General features: G+C 46.9%; 18 protein-coding genes and 2 pseudogenes. 6 read left to right on the top strand and 14 right to left on the bottom strand.

Annotated elements, in window-relative coordinates; all coding sequences use genetic code 11:
- The first annotated feature begins 255 nt into the window (after window positions 1–255).
- The gene (locus GQS64_RS09410) at window positions 256–756 is read left to right on the top strand and encodes a YbjN domain-containing protein (protein WP_077992987.1); all 501 of its coding nucleotides are present in this window, start codon (window positions 256–258) and stop codon (window positions 754–756) included.
- Between the two features lie 79 nt (window positions 757–835).
- Window positions 836–1,174 (top strand): tRNA-binding protein, encoded by a 339-nt coding sequence (locus GQS64_RS09405; protein ID WP_198231391.1) that lies wholly within the window; start codon window positions 836–838, stop codon window positions 1,172–1,174.
- 615 nt (window positions 1,175–1,789) lie between these two features.
- On the opposite strand, the gene GQS64_RS09400 is transcribed toward GQS64_RS09405, so the two are convergent.
- From GQS64_RS09400 to GQS64_RS09390, 3 genes are all read right to left on the bottom strand, one after another.
- Complete coding sequence (locus GQS64_RS09400; protein WP_198231390.1) at window positions 1,790–1,987, bottom strand: DUF3008 family protein; 198 nt, start codon at window positions 1,985–1,987, stop codon at window positions 1,790–1,792.
- A gap of 115 nt (window positions 1,988–2,102) precedes the next feature.
- On the bottom strand, window positions 2,103–3,443 hold the full coding sequence (locus GQS64_RS09395) for an ATP-binding protein (RefSeq protein ID WP_077992977.1): 1,341 nt from the start codon (window positions 3,441–3,443) through the stop codon (window positions 2,103–2,105).
- Window positions 3,444–3,452: 9 nt separating this feature from the next.
- Complete coding sequence (locus GQS64_RS09390; RefSeq protein WP_077992975.1) at window positions 3,453–4,157, bottom strand: response regulator; 705 nt, start codon at window positions 4,155–4,157, stop codon at window positions 3,453–3,455.
- A 541-nt stretch (window positions 4,158–4,698) separates the two neighbouring features.
- Here GQS64_RS09390 and GQS64_RS09385 point away from each other — a divergent pair.
- Window positions 4,699–5,343 (top strand): MBL fold metallo-hydrolase, encoded by a 645-nt coding sequence (locus GQS64_RS09385; RefSeq protein ID WP_198231389.1) that lies wholly within the window; start codon window positions 4,699–4,701, stop codon window positions 5,341–5,343.
- Window positions 5,344–6,472: 1,129 nt separating this feature from the next.
- Here the strand turns inward: GQS64_RS09385 and GQS64_RS09380 are convergent.
- The 8 genes and pseudogenes from GQS64_RS09380 to GQS64_RS09345 all read right to left on the bottom strand — a co-directional run bounded on the left by GQS64_RS09380 (window position 6,473) and on the right by GQS64_RS09345 (window position 13,681).
- On the bottom strand, window positions 6,473–6,580 hold the full coding sequence (locus GQS64_RS09380) for a BA14K family protein (protein ID WP_246786493.1): 108 nt from the start codon (window positions 6,578–6,580) through the stop codon (window positions 6,473–6,475).
- A gap of 261 nt (window positions 6,581–6,841) precedes the next feature.
- Window positions 6,842–7,075, bottom strand: a complete 234-nt coding sequence (locus GQS64_RS09375) for a hypothetical protein (RefSeq protein WP_198231388.1) — start codon at window positions 7,073–7,075, stop codon at window positions 6,842–6,844.
- A 220-nt stretch (window positions 7,076–7,295) separates the two neighbouring features.
- A complete protein-coding gene (locus GQS64_RS09370) occupies window positions 7,296–7,502 on the bottom strand; it encodes a BA14K family protein (protein ID WP_246786479.1) in 207 nt (68 codons plus the stop codon).
- Window positions 7,503–7,664: 162 nt separating this feature from the next.
- Window positions 7,665–8,138, bottom strand: coding sequence for a BA14K family protein (locus GQS64_RS09365; protein ID WP_077992965.1), 474 nt, complete (start codon window positions 8,136–8,138; stop codon window positions 7,665–7,667).
- A 215-nt stretch (window positions 8,139–8,353) separates the two neighbouring features.
- Complete coding sequence (locus GQS64_RS09360; RefSeq protein ID WP_077972136.1) at window positions 8,354–8,569, bottom strand: cold-shock protein; 216 nt, start codon at window positions 8,567–8,569, stop codon at window positions 8,354–8,356.
- 958 nt (window positions 8,570–9,527) lie between these two features.
- Window positions 9,528–9,785 (bottom strand): annotated as a pseudogene (locus tag GQS64_RS09355) (hypothetical protein); the annotation flags it as partial.
- Between the two features lie 45 nt (window positions 9,786–9,830).
- A pseudogene (uvrB, locus tag GQS64_RS09350) lies at window positions 9,831–12,200 on the bottom strand (excinuclease ABC subunit UvrB); the annotation flags it as partial.
- A gap of 797 nt (window positions 12,201–12,997) precedes the next feature.
- Window positions 12,998–13,681 carry an SH3 domain-containing protein gene (locus tag GQS64_RS09345; RefSeq protein ID WP_188318015.1) on the bottom strand — a complete coding sequence of 228 codons (684 nt, stop codon included), beginning with the start codon at window positions 13,679–13,681 and terminating at the stop codon, window positions 12,998–13,000.
- A gap of 343 nt (window positions 13,682–14,024) precedes the next feature.
- Here GQS64_RS09345 and greA point away from each other — a divergent pair, with 343 nt between their 5' ends.
- Entirely contained in the window at window positions 14,025–14,498 is a 474-nt protein-coding gene (gene greA / locus GQS64_RS09340; protein ID WP_077992958.1) for a transcription elongation factor GreA, read from the top strand.
- A gap of 11 nt (window positions 14,499–14,509) precedes the next feature.
- The gene (locus GQS64_RS09335; RefSeq protein ID WP_210328014.1) at window positions 14,510–15,562 is read left to right on the top strand and encodes a glycosyltransferase family 4 protein; all 1,053 of its coding nucleotides are present in this window, start codon (window positions 14,510–14,512) and stop codon (window positions 15,560–15,562) included.
- A 484-nt stretch (window positions 15,563–16,046) separates the two neighbouring features.
- Here the strand turns inward: GQS64_RS09335 and GQS64_RS09330 are convergent, their stop codons facing one another.
- The 3 genes from GQS64_RS09330 to GQS64_RS09320 form a co-directional block, all read right to left on the bottom strand.
- Window positions 16,047–16,532: an RDD family protein gene (locus GQS64_RS09330; RefSeq protein WP_418656718.1), complete on the bottom strand. Its 486-nt coding sequence runs from the start codon at window positions 16,530–16,532 to the stop codon at window positions 16,047–16,049.
- Window positions 16,533–17,102: 570 nt separating this feature from the next.
- On the bottom strand, window positions 17,103–17,573 hold the full coding sequence (locus GQS64_RS09325) for an Lrp/AsnC family transcriptional regulator (protein ID WP_075868870.1): 471 nt from the start codon (window positions 17,571–17,573) through the stop codon (window positions 17,103–17,105).
- Between the two features lie 72 nt (window positions 17,574–17,645).
- A complete protein-coding gene (locus GQS64_RS09320) occupies window positions 17,646–19,034 on the bottom strand; it encodes a TrkH family potassium uptake protein (protein WP_077992949.1) in 1,389 nt (462 codons plus the stop codon).
- A gap of 305 nt (window positions 19,035–19,339) precedes the next feature.
- Here GQS64_RS09320 and trxB point away from each other — a divergent pair, with 305 nt between their 5' ends.
- Window positions 19,340–20,314 (top strand): thioredoxin-disulfide reductase, encoded by a 975-nt coding sequence (trxB, locus tag GQS64_RS09315; RefSeq protein ID WP_198231386.1) that lies wholly within the window; start codon window positions 19,340–19,342, stop codon window positions 20,312–20,314.
- Window positions 20,315–20,366: the final 52 nt, after the last annotated feature.

The following is a 20,366-nucleotide window of genomic DNA, read 5'->3' as shown; positions in this document are numbered from 1 at the left end:
TGTTTTTTTATCCGTAAACAGCTTTTTGAATCAAGGGGACTAGCACTCTCGATTCAGATCAATACACTGAAAACAAAAGATGATTCGCAAAAGAGCCGAAATAGAACGAATGGCGGATTTTGCGTTTTATGCGCTTGTTGTGAGTTTTATGCGTTTATAGTTTTTTGCGGGCAACTGGAACCACGTGGCGACGCGTGGGTGGTGTTTTTCGCTGGAATTTTCTCGCGAAAATGCGATTTGGAATTGAGGAATGAAATGAGGCTTGCCGTAGGCAACTTGGAACGGGATCTCCACCCTGTCGATTTGATCGAACAGGTGGCCAATGGTCATGACTGGTCGTTCGAGAGAACGGCGGAGGATGAAATTACAATTTGTGTGGAGGGGCATTGGGCAACTTACCATATTGCTTTCTCGTGGATGGAAAATCAGGAAGCACTGCATCTTGCCTGTGCATTCGATATGTCGGTTTCACAAACCAGACGAAAAGAACTTCTCAAATTGATCCTTGCAATAAATGAAAAATTGCTGATGGGGCATTTCGATTTTTGGGAAGATGCTTCATCTGTTATTTTCAGGCAGGCATTGTTGCTGTCGGGCGGTTTACATCCCTCCAATGCCCAGGTGGAAAACCTGCTTATCAACGCTCTGGATGTTTGTGAAACCCATTATAGCGCTTTCCAGATGGTGGCCTGGTCATCACTTTCGGCTGATAATGCGTTGCAATTCGCTTTGTTTGAAACGAAGGGAAATGCCTGAAAATCAGGGAAAGCACCTGAAAATCAAGAGAAATGCTGAAAAATAATAATATGTTTCAGGCAATCGAAGAGGTTGTCAGATGACAGAAATCAGTTTCGACGATTTTTTGAAAGTCGATATAAGGGTGGGAAAAATAGTTGAAGCGAAAGCTTTCCCCGAAGCGAGAAAACCTGCCTATAAGTTGAAAATCGACTTCGGCAAAGATATTGGCGTCAAACTTTCGTCAGCACAAATCACCGTGCACTATAAGCTTGATGAACTTGTCGGGCGTGAAGTCCTGTGCGTTGTCAATTTTCCGCCACGCCAGATCGGCCCGTTCATGTCGGAAGTGCTCACTCTCGGCTTGCCGGATGAAAATGGCGATGTCGTGCTTTTACAGCCCTCGAAAGAAGTTCCGGTCGGCGGTCGTATATTCTAAGCCCAAAAAAGCAAGGCATTGTAGCTTCAAAACGCCGACATTTGGAAGTGCAAGTATTTTAAGCCTGTGCGATTTAAAGCCATGGCGGTTTGAAAGTATCAACTTTTAAGGCGTTGGCTTTGAGAGCGGGCATTTGAAAGCAAAGGCTTTTAAGGTGTCAGGGCTTGAAGATGTCGGCTTTGAATGGGCAGCATTTGAAAGCAAGGGGCTTTTAAGGTCTGAAAATATCGGCTTTGAATGGGCAGCATTTGCGTGTTGAACAAGGCATTTTATTTTAGAGCCATATTCCCTCAACTCTGCGCAACTTTTGCGCCGTAAGTCCGCTATAAATTCGATAAAGCTGAATGGACTGTTGTCAAGGCTCTGCAACTCTTGGCCAAGGGTAAAGCCGGTTTTCGAGCTATGATCGCCAATTTTAAATGCAATCTTTAAATATCATCGCTGCGTATTTTCACGCATGACCAATTTCTTCGCATGTCCAAATGCTGCGAACGACATTTTCATCGCGACAGAAATGTAAAAGCCCACACGATCACCTGTTAGCAGCTTTTCGCCCCCGAACAAGCTTGCCGGATAATTGTCAGATCATTATCCGATCAGATAATTGGCAAAATTCTATTTTTTGGATTTTTTCCCGACGCTCTCCGGCAAGTCCTTGCGTTTGGTTGACGCAAATTCTTTAAGCTCGTCTTCTGTCATGGATTGTTCCATTTTTTTGGATGCGCCCTGTAGCGAACTGACCGGTCTTTTACCGCGTTTGGCTGCAAGGGCTGCTCCGGCGGCTTCCTGCTGTACTTTTGAACGTGCTGGCATGATATTTCCCTTTCTGAAAAATGGCATAAGGCCAGAACAAATCCCTGAAAGCCCGCGCTTTGGCGGTTCTCCGGAATATGGTCAAAACCAATACCCGTTCATTTCATATCGGGCGTTAGAGAGGAATTTCAACAATGACACGCAAGCCACCCGTCGGGCTATCATCGAGAATGATATTGCCGCCATGGCTGCGCGCAATATCCTGCGCAATTGAAAGGCCAAGACCGGTACCGCTCGCATCCTGATTGCGCGCCTCGTCGAGACGGAAGAAAGGTTTGAACACTTCTTCGCGCATATTGGCGGGGATACCCGGCCCGTCATCGTCGATAATAATGACAAGGTCGTCGTCACCATGGACAATGGCAACATCGACGTTTTTGGCATAACGGAAACTGTTCGAGACAAGATTGCTGACAAGCCGTGAAAAAGCTTTCGGCTTCAATTGCACCAGAGGCGAACCTTCGATTTGATAGACAAAGCCGCGTTCACGCAGTTTCGCGTCTTTTTGAAGGGTTTTCATCAACTCTTCCAGATCAAGTTCACCGACATTTTCTGTTCCTTCACCACGGGCAAAGGCAAGATACCCTTCCAACATGTTCTGCATGTCGGCAACATCCTGTTCAAGCGGGGTGGTATCGAAACTTCCTTTTGCCAATGCCAGTTGCAATTTGAAGCGCGTTAAAATGGTTCGCAAATCATGGCTGACACCCGAAAGCATCATTGTGCGCTGTTCTATCTGGCGTTCAATGCGCTTGCGCATACGCAAAAATGCAGTGCCTGCACGGCGCACTTCTTCTGCACCTCTCGGCTCGAAGCCTTCCGGCAGCGGCAAACCGCGCCCGAAACTGTCGGCGGCAGCGGCAAGCTGCTGGATCGGTTTGATCTGGTTTCTTAAAAAGAAAATAGCAATAATCAACAAAACAAGTGCCGTGCCAACCATCCAGCTCAAGAAAATACCGGTGTTTGAAGCATAGGCTTGCGAGCGCATGGCAAAAACGCGCAAGACATGGTTATCAAGCCGGATGCGGATTTCCACAAGGTCGGAATCTCCCACCGTATCAATCCAGAAAGGGCGATTGATCTGGCGGGTAATTTCTTCACTCAGAAAATAATCGAGAATGGCAAAAAACGGTTTGGGGCCGGGTGGCGGCAGCGGCTCGGGCGGGAGAATGGAAATATTCAGCCCCATGCGTTGTTGGGCAATGCGTGTGATATTATTGTAATTATCATCTTGCGGGTAGGTTTCGATAATGTCGATAATCGCAGAAATATCGCGCACCACAGCAGTCGACAGGCGTTCGGTCACCATTTGCCAATGCCGTTCCATGAAAACATAGGCAATCACCGACTGCAACAGAACCATCGGCGCAATGATGATAATGAGAGAACGCGCATAAAGGCGCTTTGGCATTTTTTTTGCCAGCCAACGCCCCAAACTGTCGATAGGCCCGGCCATCAGTTGATCCTATTCGATCGAGAGTTTGTAGCCGATGCCGCGCACCGTCTGCAGGTAAACCGGATTGGCCGGATCATTTTCTATCTTGCGGCGCAAGCGGTTGATCTGCACATCAATCGTGCGCTCGCCCACTTCCCCTTCACCTGTTGCAAGTTTATGGCGCGGAATTGTCGTGCCTGCATGTTCGGCAAAAATAACCATAATTTCCTGCTCGCGATCGGTCAGTTTTATAATTTCGCCCGATTTCTTCAGTTCTTTTTTGGCAATCGAAAATGTATAGGGGCCGAATACCAATTGTTCTATCTTCGGTTGGCCGCCGGTACTGCCGCGACGCAAAATCGCGTTCACCCGCAACAAAAGCTCGCGCGGGTCAAAAGGCTTGGGCAAATAATCATCGGCTCCCGCCTCAAGGCCGTCAATGCGACTGTCGGTTTCCGACAAGGCTGTCAGCATCAATATCGGAACGGTTTTTGTCTCGCGCAGCGAACGGGTGAGCGAAATGCCGTTTTCCCCCGGCATCATCACATCGACAATCAGCAGGTCGAAATCAAGTCCGGCCAATTTACGCCGTGCTTCATCGGCACTGGCTGCAACCGAAACACGAAAACCGTTCTGGGCAAGATATTGCGACAACAGGCTACGTATGCGTGTGTCGTCGTCTATCACCAGAAGATGGGGAGCATCATCAGAAAGCTTTGTGTTTTTTTCTGTCATTTTTCATATCCGGATTGAGCCGAGTTTATCGGAAGAATTTATCCCTGTCGAGATAGCTACCCTCTCATTGCTCCATATTTTAGGCAATACCATGACAAACGCGCCCGTCATTCATAACAGGATTTTATACTCGTTTTATCGTTAATGACGTGGAGAAAATCATAACATGAATAAAATCATGAGCGGTTAAAATAATAGAGTTTGCCAATTTTTCGATCAATGTCTGGGTTTTGGGCGATGTTTATCGGCGTGGGCAACCGGTGGGCTACACCGGTTTTGGCTTTAAAAGGGCTGTTTTTTCAAAAAAAGTTTTTGCAGGCCGTTTTACAAATTTCGACTTTTCCGGCTTGCCACTTTTTATCAAGCAAGGCAAACCCCGTGACATCGGCAGAAATAGATGTAAACAATAATAAAGACATCTGGCAAACTAAAGATCATTCCGGCAAAATTTGCCAATCTTGATATTGACCAATCTTGATATTGATATGTCACATGTTGATAAAGTTCTGAATTCTTGCAATCGAATATCGAAGGATCTGTTATGGGAAAGCTGAAAGCAATAATCATACCGGTGACGGTTTTCCAACAAAATTGTACGCTCCTTTATGACGATGAAACAAAGCGGGGCGTGCTTGTTGATCCCGGTGGTGATTGGTCACGTGTGGCACAAGCGATAGAACAGGCAGGTATCAAGGTTGAAGCAATCTGGATAACACATGCACATGTCGATCATGCCGGTGGCGCCATGGAAGCCAAAGAGGCGCTCAATGTCCCCGTTATCGGATCCAATATTGCCGATAAGCCGCTTATGGACAATCTCGTAACGACAGCGAAAGAATATGGCATGACGGGGGTGCGCAATTGCGTGCCCGACCGCTGGCTTGAAGAGGGCGATATTGTCGATTGTGGAGGGCATAGTTTCAAGGTGTTCCATACCCCCGGCCATGCTCCCGGTCATGTTATCTATTTCAATGATGAAACCCGTTTGGCACTTGTTGGCGATGTGCTTTTTCACAATTCGATCGGACGAACCGATTTTCCCTTTTGTTCCTATGACGATCTTATGTCTTCTTTGAAAGAAAAAGTTTTGCCTTTAGGTGATGATGTTGTGTTTATCAGTGGTCACGGCGGTATGAGCACCATTGGCGAAGAAAAACTCCACAATCAGTTTTTGCAAGATTTATGAACCGGAAGTGGCAAAGCTTTATCGCTTTGCGACTTCCGCCATTGTTTTTTCGACCTTTCTTTGTGTTCCTTTGATAGCGCCCCCGTGCCGCATCGCTTTTTTTGGCTTGAGATAAAATAGCCTATCCGGACGGGCAATGGCTTTGCGAGCTTCCAAGGCTGAAAAGGCCGCAAAGAGCGGCCTATGTGCGGTTGATAGAGGCCGACTATTGCGGCCAAAGCCTCTCATAATCCGGCTTTTCCAACTATGACAGGACGGGGAGAAAGTCGTATGGTGTGAGGGCCGCATAGGGAATGGAGCCGGACGGGTGGAAATCGTACAGGGTAGAAAACGCACAGCGCGGAAAAACGCACAGGGTAGGAGCTTTATAGGGGAAAACCACAAAAGGCGCACGGGGAAAAGTCTGTATGGCTCGGCAAAATAAAAAGCGAGGCTGCAAAAAATAACAAATTCTTTTTGCGGGAGTTTTCAAAGCGCTATCCAGTCATGAAGATTGAAGGTTGAAACATCCGGTCAATTCAAAACAGGTGTTCGACATAGCGGTGTGAATCCGGCCTTTAAACGAATATTCCGGCAGGCCAAGCGAGGAAAAAACATCCATCGCAAAAAATCAGCGACATAAGGTCGGGTAGACTTTTTCAATGTTGATATAAGGGGTTAATGCCGCTTCTCATAAATTCGCTTGGCGTTACAAAAATGGTTAAGACCATCTACGGCGATCAAGTTCCCGTCCGCGGATTGAACGACCGGTATTCGGGAGGCGCAATCAATGTGTGAACCGGCACTCCAAGGCTGGTAGACCGGCTTATAAGCCGTTGGTACAGGCGGATAACAGGGGCGGGCAGCCCCCATATTATCAGGAAGCTTTCTGTTATCGGAAAAGATGAGGTGAAGAAATGCCTTGCCGATTGTTCCGGCGCTTTCAAGCGGTCAATCGAACGACAAATGCCTATTCTGTTAAAAATTGCAATTTCGTTTGTTTGTTTTTTGAATGGGGAATTGATGCTGCTTATCTAGCATTGTTTCATTGAGGGTTAAAAAAATACCCGACACAAGGCCGGGCATTTTTAAAATCAAATGCTATCAAATCAGTTGGCGTTACAAAAATAGTTAAGACCATCTACGGCGATCAAGTTCCCGTCCGCGGATTGAATGACCGGTATTTGGATGCGCAATAATTGCGCCAACCGGCACTCCATGGCTGGTAGACCGGCTTATAAGCCGTTGGTGCAGGCAGATAACAGGGGCGGGCAGTTCCCCATATTATCAGGAAGCTTTCTGTTATCGGAAAAGATGAGGGTGAAGAAATGCCTTGCCGATTGTTCCGACGCTTTCAAGCGATCAATCGAACGACAAATGCCTCTTCTGTTAAAAATTGCAATATCGTTTGCTTGTTTTTTGAATGGGGAATTGATGCTGCTTATCTTGCATTGTTTCATTGAGGGTTAAAAAATACCCGACACAAGGCCGGGTATTTTTTAAATCAAATGCTATCAAATCAGTTGGCGTTACAAAAATGGTTAAGGCCATCTACGGCGATCAAGTTCCCGTTTGCGGATTGAACGACCGGTATTCGGGAGGCGCAATCAATGCGTGAACCGGCACTCCAAGGCTGGTAGACCGGCTTATAAGCTGTTGGTGCAGGCAGATAACAGGGGCGGGCAGCCCCCATATTATCAGGAAGCTTTCTGTTATCGGAAAAGATGAGGATGAGGAAAAAATGCCTTGCCAATTGTTCCGGCGCTTTCAAGCGGTCAATCGAACGACAAATGCCTCTTCTGTTAAAAATTGCAATTTCGTTTGTTTGTTTTTTGAATGGGGAATTGATGCTGCTTATCTAGCATTGTTTCATTGAGGGTTAAAAAAATACCCGACACAAGGCCGGGTATTTTTAAATCAAATGCTATCAAATCAGTTGGCGTTACAAAAATGGTTAAGACCATCTACGGCGATCAAGTTCCCGTCCGCGGGTTGAATGACCGGTATTTGGATGCGCAATAATTGCGCCAACCGGCACTCCATGGCTGGTAGACCGGCTTATAAGCCGTTGGTGCAGGCGGATAACAGGGGCGGGCAGCCCCCATTTCATCAGGAAGCTTTCCGTTATCCGAAAAGATAAAGATGAAGAAATGCCTTGCAGATTGTTCCGACGCTTTCAAGCGGTCAATCGAACGACAAATGCCTCTTTTGTTAAAAATTGCAATTTCGTTTGTTTGTTTTTTGAATGGGGAATTGATGCTGCTTATCTAGCATTGTTTCATTGAAGGTTAAAAAAATACCCGACACAAGGCCGGGTATTTTTTAAATCAAATGCTATCAAATCAGTTGGCGTTACAAAAATGGTTAAGGCCATCTACGCCGCGATAGGTTCCCGTCCGCGGATTGAATGACCGGTATTTGGATGCGCAATAATTGCGCCAACCGGCACTCCATGGCTGGTAGACCGGCTTATAAGCCGTTGGTGCAGGCGGATAATAAGGACGAGCCGGTTGATAATATCTCGGAGCAGGCGGATAGTAGGCTGGCGGTGGAGGCGGAGCCTGATAGATTACCCGTGGTTCGGATGGTTGTGACAAGGCACTGCCGATTAGCGCACCTGCTGCAAGGCCAACCACACCGGCTGCAACCGCATCCCCGTGATCGTGATGATGATGGTGGTGATCCCAATAACGTGGACCGTCCCAATAGCCCGGACCACGCCAATAATGGTCATGCGCCGATGCGGCAGCGAGCGGGGCCACAACCATCACTGCCGATACAGCAGAAACTATTGCCAATTTTGCAAAATTTTTCATGGTTGAACTCCTTTGAATTCGATTCATGAAAATAATTCTATATCTCATTTTCTGAACGCAGCCTGAACGCTGCTTGTGACTTTCTTATGGTAAATAATTTATTTAATATTTTTTTCCATCACAAAATATATTTTTTTGTTACAAAACATTTGGCGAAAAAAAACCGGATCGAAAGATCCGGTTTGAACGCAGCAAATAAAATCAGCCGATAAAAATCAACCGATGATTGTAATATTGACAGCTTTCGGACCTTTGCCACGACGATCCGGTTCGGTATCGAACGATACTTTTTGTGCGTCTGTAAGTCCTGTCAAGCCTGAAGCCTGAACAGCAGAAATGTGGACGAATATATCGGCGCCACCATCATCCGGCTTGATAAAACCAAACCCTTTATCATTGTTAAAAAACTTCACTTCCCCGGTCTGAGCCATAGAATGTTTCCTCATTCAGTTACCTGTAACAACAGGTTTTTATAATAAACACCGTCCCGCACACCACGCGCAAAACGGTACATGCAGGCAGTTCTTGAAGTCTGGAAAGCACTCTATTTACCAGCTTTCAACCGATAGTGGCCAATATAACCATCTCTCGATTATAACCATCTCTCGATGGCTCATCGGTACCGGTTTTCACCGGTTATCCGGTTGTTACTAGCCCAAAACTTATAGCGGTTTTGGCGCGCCTGTTAATAGTCTTCCAATGTTCGTAAAATGCCCGAACCCGCATAGATTGTATTAATTTCTTGAAATTTGCAAGAGTTTTCTGAATTTATTCTTTAAATTGACAGATTTTAATAGTTTTACTTTTGTAAAAACATTTGTCGGCTTTAGAAAAATCACGTGAAAAAGCGAGCCGGAATGGTTGTTTTACCACGTGCATCATATTCTGTTTGAATTTCCCATTATCCCACTTTTATCGCCGATTGGCGTGCATTTCAAATAAAGTTAAAATGAACAATGTTGATTATTCTGTGCGCCGAACACCGGCATTTTGAATAGTTGGCGCTTTCATAAAACGAAAAACAGGTGCGTTGATTGTTGCTTCAGGCGGTTTTATAAAGATATAAATTGAATATAAAAAACAATTGCTTAGAAAAACATACCGATTTATTGTGAGGATAAATTAAAATCATTCCAATCATTTTCTTGTTAAACGCAAGTATAGTTCCATCTTTGTATGATAAAGACTTTTGATTGTTTCAACCGGAAGCCTTTTTCGATAAAACGGGGTGCGGTAAAGCTCAAGATATTGCAATTTTTATCGCGCAATCAGGCTTTGTTTCAAAGGAAAGATTCTCGATTTTTCCCGAAAGCGCATAGCACCAAACGCTGATTTGGAACGGCAGACCGGAGCGGAAAATTTTCCACCGGTCTGCAATTTTATTTCACTTCAACGACCCGGTCTGCCGGTTTTTCCGGGACGGCGCCGTTTGCGCGCAACTTCCACAGGGTCTTCAAAGGAGCCCAGTCCGATACGTTCGCGTTTGATCGGTTTTGCACTTTCGCCGAGCGGAACTTCGGTGCGTTTTACCGTCATTTCATCAAGCGTATTTTTTCTGAACTTTCCGCTTTTCGGGTTCGTTTGGAGAATCCCGACATCCATATTCGGCCCCATATGGTCAAGGTCGGGCTTAGCAAAGAGTCCCTTTTTGTTGGCTTTGTCGCGTGACAGCTCGCCGCTTTCAATGGTCTTCTCGACATTCCGTGTGAGCGGATCATCGGAAATGGCAAGCTCTGTCTGCTGCAAGCGCTTGATCTCGTCGCGCAATTTTGCCGCTTCCTCGAAATCGAGATCGGCGGCCGCGTCGCGCATCAATTTTTCCAGATGTTCGATATGGGCAGCAAGATTGTTGCCGACCATATTGCCAGCTTCGGCAAATTCGGAAATATCGGCACGAACATGGTCGCGCTCGTAAACCGAGTCGAGAATATCGGCGATATTCTTCTTCACACTTGATGGTGTGATGTGATGCTCGATATTATAAGCCTGCTGTTTTTCGCGACGGCGTTCGGTTTCTGCCAGTGCTCTTTCCATCGAACCGGTTTTGTTATCGGCATAAAGAATAACACGGCCATCGACATTTCTAGCAGCACGGCCGATTGTCTGGATAAGCGATGTTTCCGAACGCAAAAATCCTTCCTTGTCGGCGTCAAGAATGGCAACAAAACCGCATTCGGGAATATCAAGCCCTTCACGCAACAGGTTGATGCCGACAAGCACATCGAACGCGCCCAGACGCAAATCGCGGATAATCTCGATTCTTTCCAATGTATCAATGTCCGAATGCATATAGCGAACACGGATACCCTGTTCATGGAGATATTCGGTCAAATCTTCCGCCATGCGTTTGGTGAGAACTGTCACCAGACTGCGGTAACCCTGTTCGGTGGTTTTGCGGATTTCACCAAGCACATCGTCCACCTGATTGCGGGCAGGGCGCACTTCGACCGGCGGGTCTATCAAGCCTGTCGGGCGAATGACCTGTTCGGCAAAAACACCGCCTGCCTGTTCCATTTCCCAAGCACCCGGCGTTGCCGATACCGCAATGGTTTGCGGGCGCATGGCATCCCATTCCTCGAAACGTAACGGGCGGTTATCCATGCAGGAAGGAAGCCTGAAACCATATTCTGCCAATGTTGCCTTGCGGCGGAAGTCACCACGATACATTCCGCCGATCTGCGGAATGGTGACATGGCTTTCATCGGTAAAAATTATGGCATTATCAGGAATATATTCAAACATGGTCGGCGGCGGTTCACCCGGTTGGCGACCTGTGAGATAACGCGAATAATTTTCAATGCCGGCACAGCTTCCCGTTGCTTCCAGCATTTCAAGATCGAATGTGGTGCGCTGTTCAAGCCTTTGGGCTTCAAGAAGCCGCCCCGCTTTGTTCAATTCCGCCAGACGGTCACGAAGCTCGATCTTTATGGATTTGATCGCCTGATTAAGTGTCGGGCGCGGTGTCACATAGTGTGAATTGGCGTAAATTTTAACCGATTTCAGATCACCGGTTTTTTGTCCTGTCAACGGGTCGAATTCGGTAATCGAGTCAATCTCGTCGCCGAACAGGGAAATCCTCCATGCTCGATCTTCGAGGTGGGCAGGGAATATTTCGATTGTGTCGCCTCTCACACGAAACGAGCCGCGCACAAAATTGATGTCCTGCCTACGATATTGCTGGGCAACAAGATCGGCAAGAAGCTGGCGCTGGTCGAGATGGTCGCCCACCTGCATCTGGAAGGTCATTGCCGTATAGGTTTCGACCGAACCGATACCGTAGATACAGGAAACTGAAGCGACGATAATAACATCATCCCGTTCAAGAACAGCACGGGTTGCCGCATGGCGCATCCGGTCGATCTGTTCATTGATCGACGATTCCTTTTCGATATAGGTGTCGGAGCGCGGCACATAGGCTTCCGGCTGATAATAATCATAATAGGAAACGAAATATTCCACCGCATTGTGCGGAAAGAAATTCTTGAACTCGCCGTAAAGCTGTGCCGCCAGAGTTTTGTTGGGGGCAAGAATAAGGGCAGGACGTTGGGTTTCCTCGATGACTTTCGCCATTGTATAAGTTTTACCCGAACCGGTCACGCCAAGTAAAACCTGCGTTCTGTCACCATTTTTGATACCTTCGACAAGGTCTTTTATTGCGGTCGGCTGGTCACCGGAGGGAAGGAACGGCGTTTCCATCTTGAATGGTATTCCGCCTTCCGATTTTTCCGGACGGACAGGACGATGCGGCGTCCACAATTTGCCATTTTTAAATAGCGGATTTCCCGAAGCAATCAGGTTCGATAATGCCTCGACGGTCGCCGTTGCGCCACCGGTGGAAATTTTTGAAGCATCTTCAAGCCCGACATCGAGTCCCGCCACAGGATTAAGACCGGCGGCCGCGCGCTGTTTGGCAGTTGCTTTCCCGCCAATCGAAGTGCCGCGCGATGTACGTGTCGACTTTGCAGCGGCTTTTTTCGCCTTTACCGGTTTTTTGACCGGCTTTTCGGCTGCTTTATCAATATCGGCTGCCCAATCGGCAATCGAACCAGTGGGCGCATTCAGAACCGCTTTGTCTTCTCTTTCCGGACGGGACTTTTTTGCGCCGGCGGATTGATGTTTTTTAGCTAATGACGTCATGATAGAACAATATGGTATTCCTGCCCGAAAATAAAAGATAAAAGCCATATTTTGTTTACACAATCCATAAGGAATTTTCTTTCTTTTCCCTTGTCAAACCCGAAATTGGCGAATGCCGAAGAAAGTGACAAACCCGAAATCGGCCAAAGCTGAAGAGATCAGAAAAAATCATTTGAAGTCCCGAAGTCCCGAATCCCGAAAATTGATGTTTCAAATCGCGTTAATCTTCTTGAAAAGCGTGGTTTTCCTGAAAAACATAGCCTTTTTCTAACATCTCAAAGAATCCGGAAGGGCAGAGTGCCTTCCAATCTATCTTTATTCAATCAGGTCGTGGGTCAACATGGTTGATCGCAAGTCCGGCAGCTTTCAAACCGGAATGTTTCCCGTATCATTGTGTATCGTTGCAAGGCTCCTCCAAGGTTATAGACTGCAATGACAAAAATTTTTCTCACCTCGTTTGTGGTTATCAAAAGAAGCGGCAAAAACATGATGGATTTTTTATCCAGCGATGTTGGCAAAAACATTAGCCGGAACTAACAATAATTTATCGGAAAGCAAAACCGGCCTGCTTTTGGCAAGACCTTTCCTGCAACAATGTTTCGGGTGAACATCCGGCTCGAATAGAGCGTTGGTGTTTGGCAAGAAAGCCGGAATAAACAATCATGCAAATATCAAACCGGCCGATCATAAAATAATCGGCCGGAATTGAATTCAAGTGCGAATTAACGCGGCCCTCCACCGGGGCCACCACCGGGAAACGGGCCACCCGGCCCGCCATGCGGTGGCGGAGGCATACCAGGTCCTCCACCGGGGCCACCACCGGGAAACGGGCCACCCGGCCCGCCATGTGGCGGCGGAGGCATACCAGGCCCTCCACCGGGGCCACCACCGGGAAATGGGCCACCCGGCCCGCCATGTGGGGGCGGAGGCATACCGGGGCCGGGTCTGAATGGTGGCGGGCGCATGCCCGGAGGCGGACGGTGCGGCCGGTCAAAGCCCCAATGTGGTGGCGGTGGTGGAGGTGGACGATGATCCCCGTGCCAATGCGGCCGGCGATAACGGCGGTAATACCAGTCGTCATCGTAATATCCGCCACCGATAATGACATTGAATGTCGATGAAGAGGGGCGATTATAGCTGTTATAAACTGCTTCGCCATTGCGGAAGGCCAGATATGACGCGGAAGCCCAACCGATGCGCGGGCCATAATTGATTTCACACCAATTGCCCGAACATCCGCGCACGCCGACTATTTCACCCGGAGCTATTGTGCCGCGAATGGCATAGGCAGTACTTGGCCCGTCTCTGAAATTCAAAGGTGCTGTTACGAGCGCCTCTGCTGCTTGTGCTGCCTGTGTCGTTAACAAAAATGTACCAAACAACAAGGAACCGAGTATTTTTTTCATTTTGCCCTCAAGTCCGAGAAGGTGAATGGATCATGGCATTATTCTTGTCGAACATTATAGTGTAATTTAAGCCAAATTGTAGCAAAGAGATAGTGTTCGACAATAAATCGGAAAATTAAGTTTTGTTAAGAAAAGTCAATGTCGTTTTGGCGGCTTTTAGCAATCTTTAGCCTGAATTTTGTGAACGTCGGGCGTTTTTGGAAACAAAATTTAGGATGAAAAATCTTTTTCCTATGCTATATAATGGGAAGCTAAAAGTTTAGAGACGGGTTCCGGAAGGAGTTCCGGAGGCCGTTTCTTTTTGTTTTCGACGCAAAAATCGCGGGAAGGAAAGGATACGATAATGGAAAAATATCCGATGACGACCGGAAGCTATGAAAAGTTGAAAAAAGAGCTTCAATGGCGTCAGCACGAAGAACGCCCCCGTATCATTGAAGCAATCGCCGAAGCGAGGGGTCATGGCGACCTTTCGGAAAACGCCGAATACCATGCTGCAAAAGAAGCACAGAGCCATAATGAAGGACGTATTGCGGAACTTGAAGACTATGTTACCTGTGCAGAAGTGATCGACGTTTCAAAACTCACCGGAGATAAAGTCAAGTTCGGTGCAACAGTCAAACTGATTGACGAAGACACTGAAGAAGAAAAAACCTACCAGATCGTCGGCGAGCAGGAAGCCGAAGTGAAATTGGGCAAGATTTCCATTTCTTCACCGATTGCTCGCGCCCTGATTGGCAAGGAAAAGGGCGATTCTATCGAAGTGAATGCACCGGGTGGTTCGCGTTCTTACGAGATTTTGTCCATCCAGTTTATCTGATTGGTAATTCAATGCGTGTGTCGATTGACGAAACGGACGTTATTGCGCCCAATTTCAAAAAGCGTTTGTCGGGTGTGACATCGACAATTGTGCAACTCATCCCCTTGCAGCGCAAAAAAGGCATACGCATTTCCACTATCGGACCCGGCTTGCCCGATAGTTTGCCATCTCTTGGCTATTCAAGTTTATTGAAACTGTGGAAACGGCCTGAGGGCAAACCGTTTCGCATCTGGCATGCGCGGCGCAATGTCGAAATGGTGGCAGGCATTTTGTTACGCGATCTTTTTCGCATGAAGCTGAAGCTTATATTTACGTCTGCTGCGCAACGCCAACATAAGCCTTTTACCAATTGGCTTATCCGGAAGATGGACAAGGTTATCGCCACAAGTGCCCGTTCCGGCTCGTTTCTTGAAGTGCCCTATCGGGTTATCATGCATGGCATAGACCTTGACCGGTTTACCCCGCCTGCAACATTTGAAGATACATTCCAATCGACAAAACTTCCCGGCAAATATGCGGTCGGTTGTTTCGGGCGCGTGCGCCACCAGAAGGGAACCGATCTTTTTGTCGATGCGATGATTGAATTGTTGCCCCAGTATCCTGACTGGACAGCCATTATTACCGGACGCACCACTGCCGAACACAAAGATTTTGAAAAAGAACTGGAACGTAAAATTGCCGCTGCCGGTCTTCAAAAGCGCATTCTTATACTGGGCGAGGTTGATGATATACGCGTCTGGTACCGGCGCGTAACGCTTTACGTTGCACCATCGAGAAACGAAGGGTTCGGGCTGACACCGCTTGAAGCTATGGCTTCCAAAACCGCTGTTGTGGCAAGCGACGCGGGGGCATATCAGGAACTTGTCACAGAAGGCACGGGAACAGTCGTTCCGGCCGGTGATGGAAAAGCTTTGACAGAAGCGATAAAGCCCTATCTGGAAGACCCGGAAAAGACTATCGCCATGGGTGAAAAAGCTTTAGAGCATGTGCAAAAAGATTTTCCCCTTGATAAAGAAGCAAGCTCGATAGACGAAGTTTATCAGGAACTTTTTACAAAAAAATAATGCACTATTTCTGTGGTTGTTATGACTATCGAGGGTTTTCTCTGCTGTAAGAGGCAGGGAATTTTGTTCCGTGAGTTTTAGGACACCCGACAGAACAGTTAGGTGAAATAGCCTGACCAGATTGTTTATTGCGCCAATTCACTCTTGAAATTTTAAGGCTGACGCCGACAAATCCGACTGCCAGACGGCAACGGTTTGCAAGTGAAAGATATGACATTTGAAGGGAAGTACATCCGGCAGAACGGATAGGCCATTTCGTTTGGCTTTATTCAATAATATTTTTTAAAGCCTATTGCGGACAAATTCGATTGAAACGGTTTTCATGCGCGTCACTATTGGCACAATGGGCGGTGATATGGACAGTTTCAACAGTTATCCGCTTTCCGGTTCTATCCGATAATCCCGATTGTTAGCGCTCTTGTCGTGGGGGCGGAGGCTGAAATCATATCGGGGAAAAACACAGTGCAATAATAATATTAGGAACTCATATCGGTCGATAAATCATGCTGTTTGAAAATGCATATTGAAATGAAAAGAATACAAAAAGGAAGACATAGGCCATTATAAAAAATATCGTCGTATAAATGCCTATGGGGCGGTTTGCAATCCTGTTCGATATATCCTCGTTTCCAGGGAAAGCCCGCATATCTCTTGCAGTTTTTGCATCATAACTTGCACGGTTTTTCATCCACACTGTTATAAATTGAATAAGAAACATAAAGAAACATATGACGGTGATACCCAATCCGAAGCCGGAAAACATTTGACGGATTGTCCGAAGAGAATATCCGGATAAACCCAATTTTGATCCGGTATCGGCATTTATAATTCTCAATCCTAAAATCAATTTACCGATATTGTTTCCAACAATGGAATAAACCAGAATGTCGATTAAAAGAAGCAATATATAATACTCGCAAATGACGAGGATGATAAAAAGCGTTCTTGATTGCACTATATCGAAAAAAATCTCTTGATGAAATGATGATAAAATGATTCACATGATTCAACCGGAATCCGGATAATATAAATAAAGAATTATATAACAATGTATCAAATTTACGTGCAAAAAACGCCTACATAAACAATTTTATGTTTCCATTATAAAATTAGCATACTGTTACGCATATGCATTGTTAATCATTATTTTTTGAAATACTGTTCTTTATATTGTATTCTATATGTACAAGGCCGGTATATAATTTTTTGATAGATTTGACCGGATTTAAAATAGTGTGACATAGAAATCGGGAAAAACATAAAAATAAATAACGCACTGTGATAAAGTCGGGGCCAATAAAAAGCAGCTTGAACGCTATAAAGGTGTTTTGACTTTCCAGGCGAACCGGTGAAGAGAGTTATTTTGCACCCCTTTCAACATCATGTCGGTTATTCTCTTCGCCGTCACTTTAGCCGACTGTGTGCTTTATGTTTCTTCTTTCTTTTCCTTTGATGTGGGACATGCTGTGGCGGACTTGCTGAAAAATCCGGCCCGTTTCAGAAAGGAAAGAGAAATTTTTTGCGTGGTCGCGGAGGGCGGTTAAAGAATAAGCGGTGGTTCGTCTTTGATGACGCGAATGGTAAGTGCAGTGCGCACAGAGCCGACATTGGAGGCGGCTGTCAGTTGTTCGATAACAAATGTCTGGAAGCTTTTGAGATCGGGAGCCACACAGTGAAGCAGAAAATCCGATTCTCCCGACACCATCCATGCTTTTCTAACCAGTGGCCACTTATAGACCATTGCCGCAAAACCACGTAAATCCGCATCGGACTGGCGATGTAAACCGACAAAACAAAAAGCCACGAGATCCTGCCCGATCATAGCTCCATTCAGGATAGCCTGATAACCTTTGATAATGCCATCCTGTTCGAGGCGTCTCACCCGACGCAAACATGGAGGTGCCGAAATACCGACTTTTGAAGCAAGTTCGACATTCGTCATGCGGCCATTGCTCTGAAGCTCTTTGAGTATTTTCCAATCGATTGAATCGAGATCGGCTTTAATCTGCATAAGGCTTTACTTCACTATTGTTCAATTGAGTGTCTGTCTATCACCGGTTAGGAAAAACGTCACGTGGTAAAATCATTTTCTCCAGAACGCCGGTGTAAAAAGAATGATAACAGTAACAATTTCAAGACGTCCTGCAAACATAAGGCCGCTCAATATCCATAAAGCGGCGTCGCCCACTGTGGAAAAATTTCCGTCAGGGCCAATTCTGTCACCAAAACCGGGGCCGACATTGGAAAGGGCGGTTAGTGCGCCGGTAAAAGCCGAAACAAAATCGAGTCCGGTAAAGGAGAGCAACACCGCTCCGATCACAAGTGATGCCATATAAAGACTCATGAACAGCAAAACTGTCTGGGCAAGATCACCGGAAATATCGGTTCCGCCATAACGCACTTTCACAACCGTATTGGGGGAGAGAAGCCGCATCATGGCGACGCGTGTGAAACGCCAGAGAATGATGAGACGGTTAATTTTAATGCCGCCCGATGTTGACCCCGCACAGCCGCCTATAAATGAAGCAATAAAGAAAAGGCCGATCGCGAAAGGCCCCCACAACAGATAATCTTCAGCGGCATAGCCGGTGGTTGTAATCACCGAGACGAAATGGAAAATCGCGTCAAGGAATGCACGGTGGAACGAAAATCCGAAATGGAAACGCAGCCAGATGGCAAGCGCAAAACTGGCGACAAGAACGATGGACAGAAAAACAACAACCTGCGGGTCGGCCAAACGCCGCGAACGTTCAGGCAAAACAAGCTTGACATAAAGAATAAAGGGGAGCGAGGCGAGCAGCATAAAAATTGTTGCAATAACCAGCACCGAAGGCGTTTTGGAAAAATAGCCGAGTGAAGCATCATGGGTTGAAAAACCGGCTGTCGCAATTGTCGTCATGGCATGATTGACAGCGTCGAACATTGTCATCCCAACGGCAAAATAGGACAGCATACATAAAAGCGTAAGCCCCAGATAGGCAATGATAATGCCATTGGCAATCTGGTTCACACGCGGCAGAACTTTTTCTGCACGGTCGGAAGATTCCATATTGAAAAGCTGGATACCACCCACTCTGAGGGATGGCAAAAGCAACAAGGCCAAGGCGATAAACCCGATGCCGCCAATCCAGCATAAAAGCGAACGCCATAGAAGAATGCCGCGTGGCAGCCGGTCAAGTCCTGTAAGTACGGTGGCACCAGTGGTGGTAATGCCGGAAACACCTTCAAAAATGGCAGCAGCGAGCGACAATGGCAGATGTGAAAAATAAAGTGGCATAGCACCGAGCACGCAACCGGTGATCCACAAGCAAACTGTGAGCAAAAATCCCAGTCGTGCCGAAAAACGACAATTGGCTCCGTTTGTTGCAAGCAGGATCAGTGTCGCAAAAGCAATGGTTGTTGCAGCCGATCGGATGAAAACAACCCAGTCGCCATTTCCCGCCCGCAAATCTGCGAGGGCAGGGAGTAACATGGTTATTCCCAGAATCAGCGCAAAACGCGCGCAGACATTGCTGACAAATCGAAAAATGGCAAACCTCTGGATTGAAAAGAAACTTAAGTAAGTGTGTTATGCAATCACCCGCTATTTTATATAAATTTTATCCCTGCTGACAATCGCTAAGTTTCACAAATTGTCACCTCTTGTGATTAAACCGGTCAATCTTTGTCACCGCCTTGCAAAAGCCGATTTTAAACCATAAATCAAATGGCAGGATCAACCTTGGGGAAATGCTTTTATAGGCTTTTTCCTTAATCGATTTATGAAAGTGGAGTTTCATGTCAGCGCGCCATATTCCTGTTTTGATCGTCGGTTCGGGACCTGCCGGTTATACGGCTGCAATTTATGCGGCGCGTGCCATGCTTAAACCTGTCATTGTCACCGGCCTGCAACAGGGTGGCCAATTGACGATTACCGACGAGGTTGAAAATTATCCCGGTTTTGTCGACCCGATTGGGGGGCCGGAGCTTGTTGAAAAAATGGCTCAACAGGCGGTAAAAATGGGAACCGAACTCGTTTACGACATTATTACCAAAGCCGACCTTTCAAGACGGCCTTTCACACTTCACGGTGATTCAGGTACTGTTTATACATGTGATGCGCTCATCATCGCCACTGGCGCACAAGCCCGCTGGCTGGGATTGGAAAGCGAAAAAACCTTTATGGGTGGCGGTGTTTCGGCTTGTGCCACATGCGACGGTTTTTTCTATCGCGGCAAAGATGTCGTGGTGGTCGGCGGCGGCAATACTGCGGTTGAAGAAGCGCTATATCTGGCAAATCTTGCCAAAACCGTGACTGTGGTGCACCGGCGGGATTTTTTCCGTGCGGAAAAAATTATGCAGGAACGCTTGCTTAAACGTGATAATGTGCGGGTCATCTGGAATCATGTGGTCGATGAAATTGTCGGTAATCCGCCAAAGCCGCCAATGGGCGCAACGGTTACCGGCGTACGGCTTAAAGATACATTGACCGGAAAATTGAGTGAAGTCGAAGCGCAAGGTGTGTTTATCGCTATCGGTCACGCGCCGGCGGTCGAGCTGTTTGAAGGGCAATTGCGCCAGAAACCCGGTGGTTATTTGTGGACAGCACCGGATTCGACAGCAACCAGTGTTGAAGGTGTTTTTGCAGCCGGCGACGTTGCCGATGATGTGTTTCGTCAGGCGGTAACCGCTGCCGGACGGGGGTGCATGGCTGCGCTGGAAGTCGAGCGTTTTCTGGATGAACAGGTAGATTTGAAGGCAGGCGAAAAATAAGTTCGGCGGGCGCTTTTTAGTTGGAAATTGCGCCCGATATAGAAGATGGGTA

Source organism: Bartonella sp. P0282, assembly GCF_048452985.1.
In the GTDB taxonomy this organism is placed as follows: domain Bacteria; phylum Pseudomonadota; class Alphaproteobacteria; order Rhizobiales; family Rhizobiaceae; genus Bartonella; species Bartonella choladocola.
Note: the sequence above shows the minus strand (reverse complement) of the source record. Positions and strands in the feature narration are given on the sequence as shown.

Excerpts from the sequence above, each read along its gene's own strand:
- GQS64_RS09410 (WP_077992987.1), top strand. The coding sequence starts at position 256 with ATGAGGCTTGCCGTAGGCAACTTGGAACGGGATCTCCACCCTGTCGAT.
- GQS64_RS09405 (WP_198231391.1), top strand. The coding sequence starts at position 836 with ATGACAGAAATCAGTTTCGACGATTTTTTGAAAGTCGATATAAGGGTG.
- GQS64_RS09400 (WP_198231390.1), bottom strand. The coding sequence starts at position 1,987 with ATGCCAGCACGTTCAAAAGTACAGCAGGAAGCCGCCGGAGCAGCCCTT.
- GQS64_RS09395 (WP_077992977.1), bottom strand. The coding sequence starts at position 3,443 with ATGGCCGGGCCTATCGACAGTTTGGGGCGTTGGCTGGCAAAAAAAATG.
- GQS64_RS09390 (WP_077992975.1), bottom strand. The coding sequence starts at position 4,157 with ATGACAGAAAAAAACACAAAGCTTTCTGATGATGCTCCCCATCTTCTG.
- GQS64_RS09385 (WP_198231389.1), top strand. The coding sequence starts at position 4,699 with ATGGGAAAGCTGAAAGCAATAATCATACCGGTGACGGTTTTCCAACAA.
- GQS64_RS09365 (WP_077992965.1), bottom strand. The coding sequence starts at position 8,138 with ATGAAAAATTTTGCAAAATTGGCAATAGTTTCTGCTGTATCGGCAGTG.
- GQS64_RS09360 (WP_077972136.1), bottom strand. The coding sequence starts at position 8,569 with ATGGCTCAGACCGGGGAAGTGAAGTTTTTTAACAATGATAAAGGGTTT.
- GQS64_RS09345 (WP_188318015.1), bottom strand. The coding sequence starts at position 13,681 with ATGAAAAAAATACTCGGTTCCTTGTTGTTTGGTACATTTTTGTTAACG.
- greA (WP_077992958.1), top strand. The coding sequence starts at position 14,025 with ATGGAAAAATATCCGATGACGACCGGAAGCTATGAAAAGTTGAAAAAA.
- GQS64_RS09335 (WP_210328014.1), top strand. The coding sequence starts at position 14,510 with ATGCGTGTGTCGATTGACGAAACGGACGTTATTGCGCCCAATTTCAAA.
- GQS64_RS09325 (WP_075868870.1), bottom strand. The coding sequence starts at position 17,573 with ATGCAGATTAAAGCCGATCTCGATTCAATCGATTGGAAAATACTCAAA.
- GQS64_RS09320 (WP_077992949.1), bottom strand. The coding sequence starts at position 19,034 with ATGTTACTCCCTGCCCTCGCAGATTTGCGGGCGGGAAATGGCGACTGG.
- trxB (WP_198231386.1), top strand. The coding sequence starts at position 19,340 with ATGTCAGCGCGCCATATTCCTGTTTTGATCGTCGGTTCGGGACCTGCC.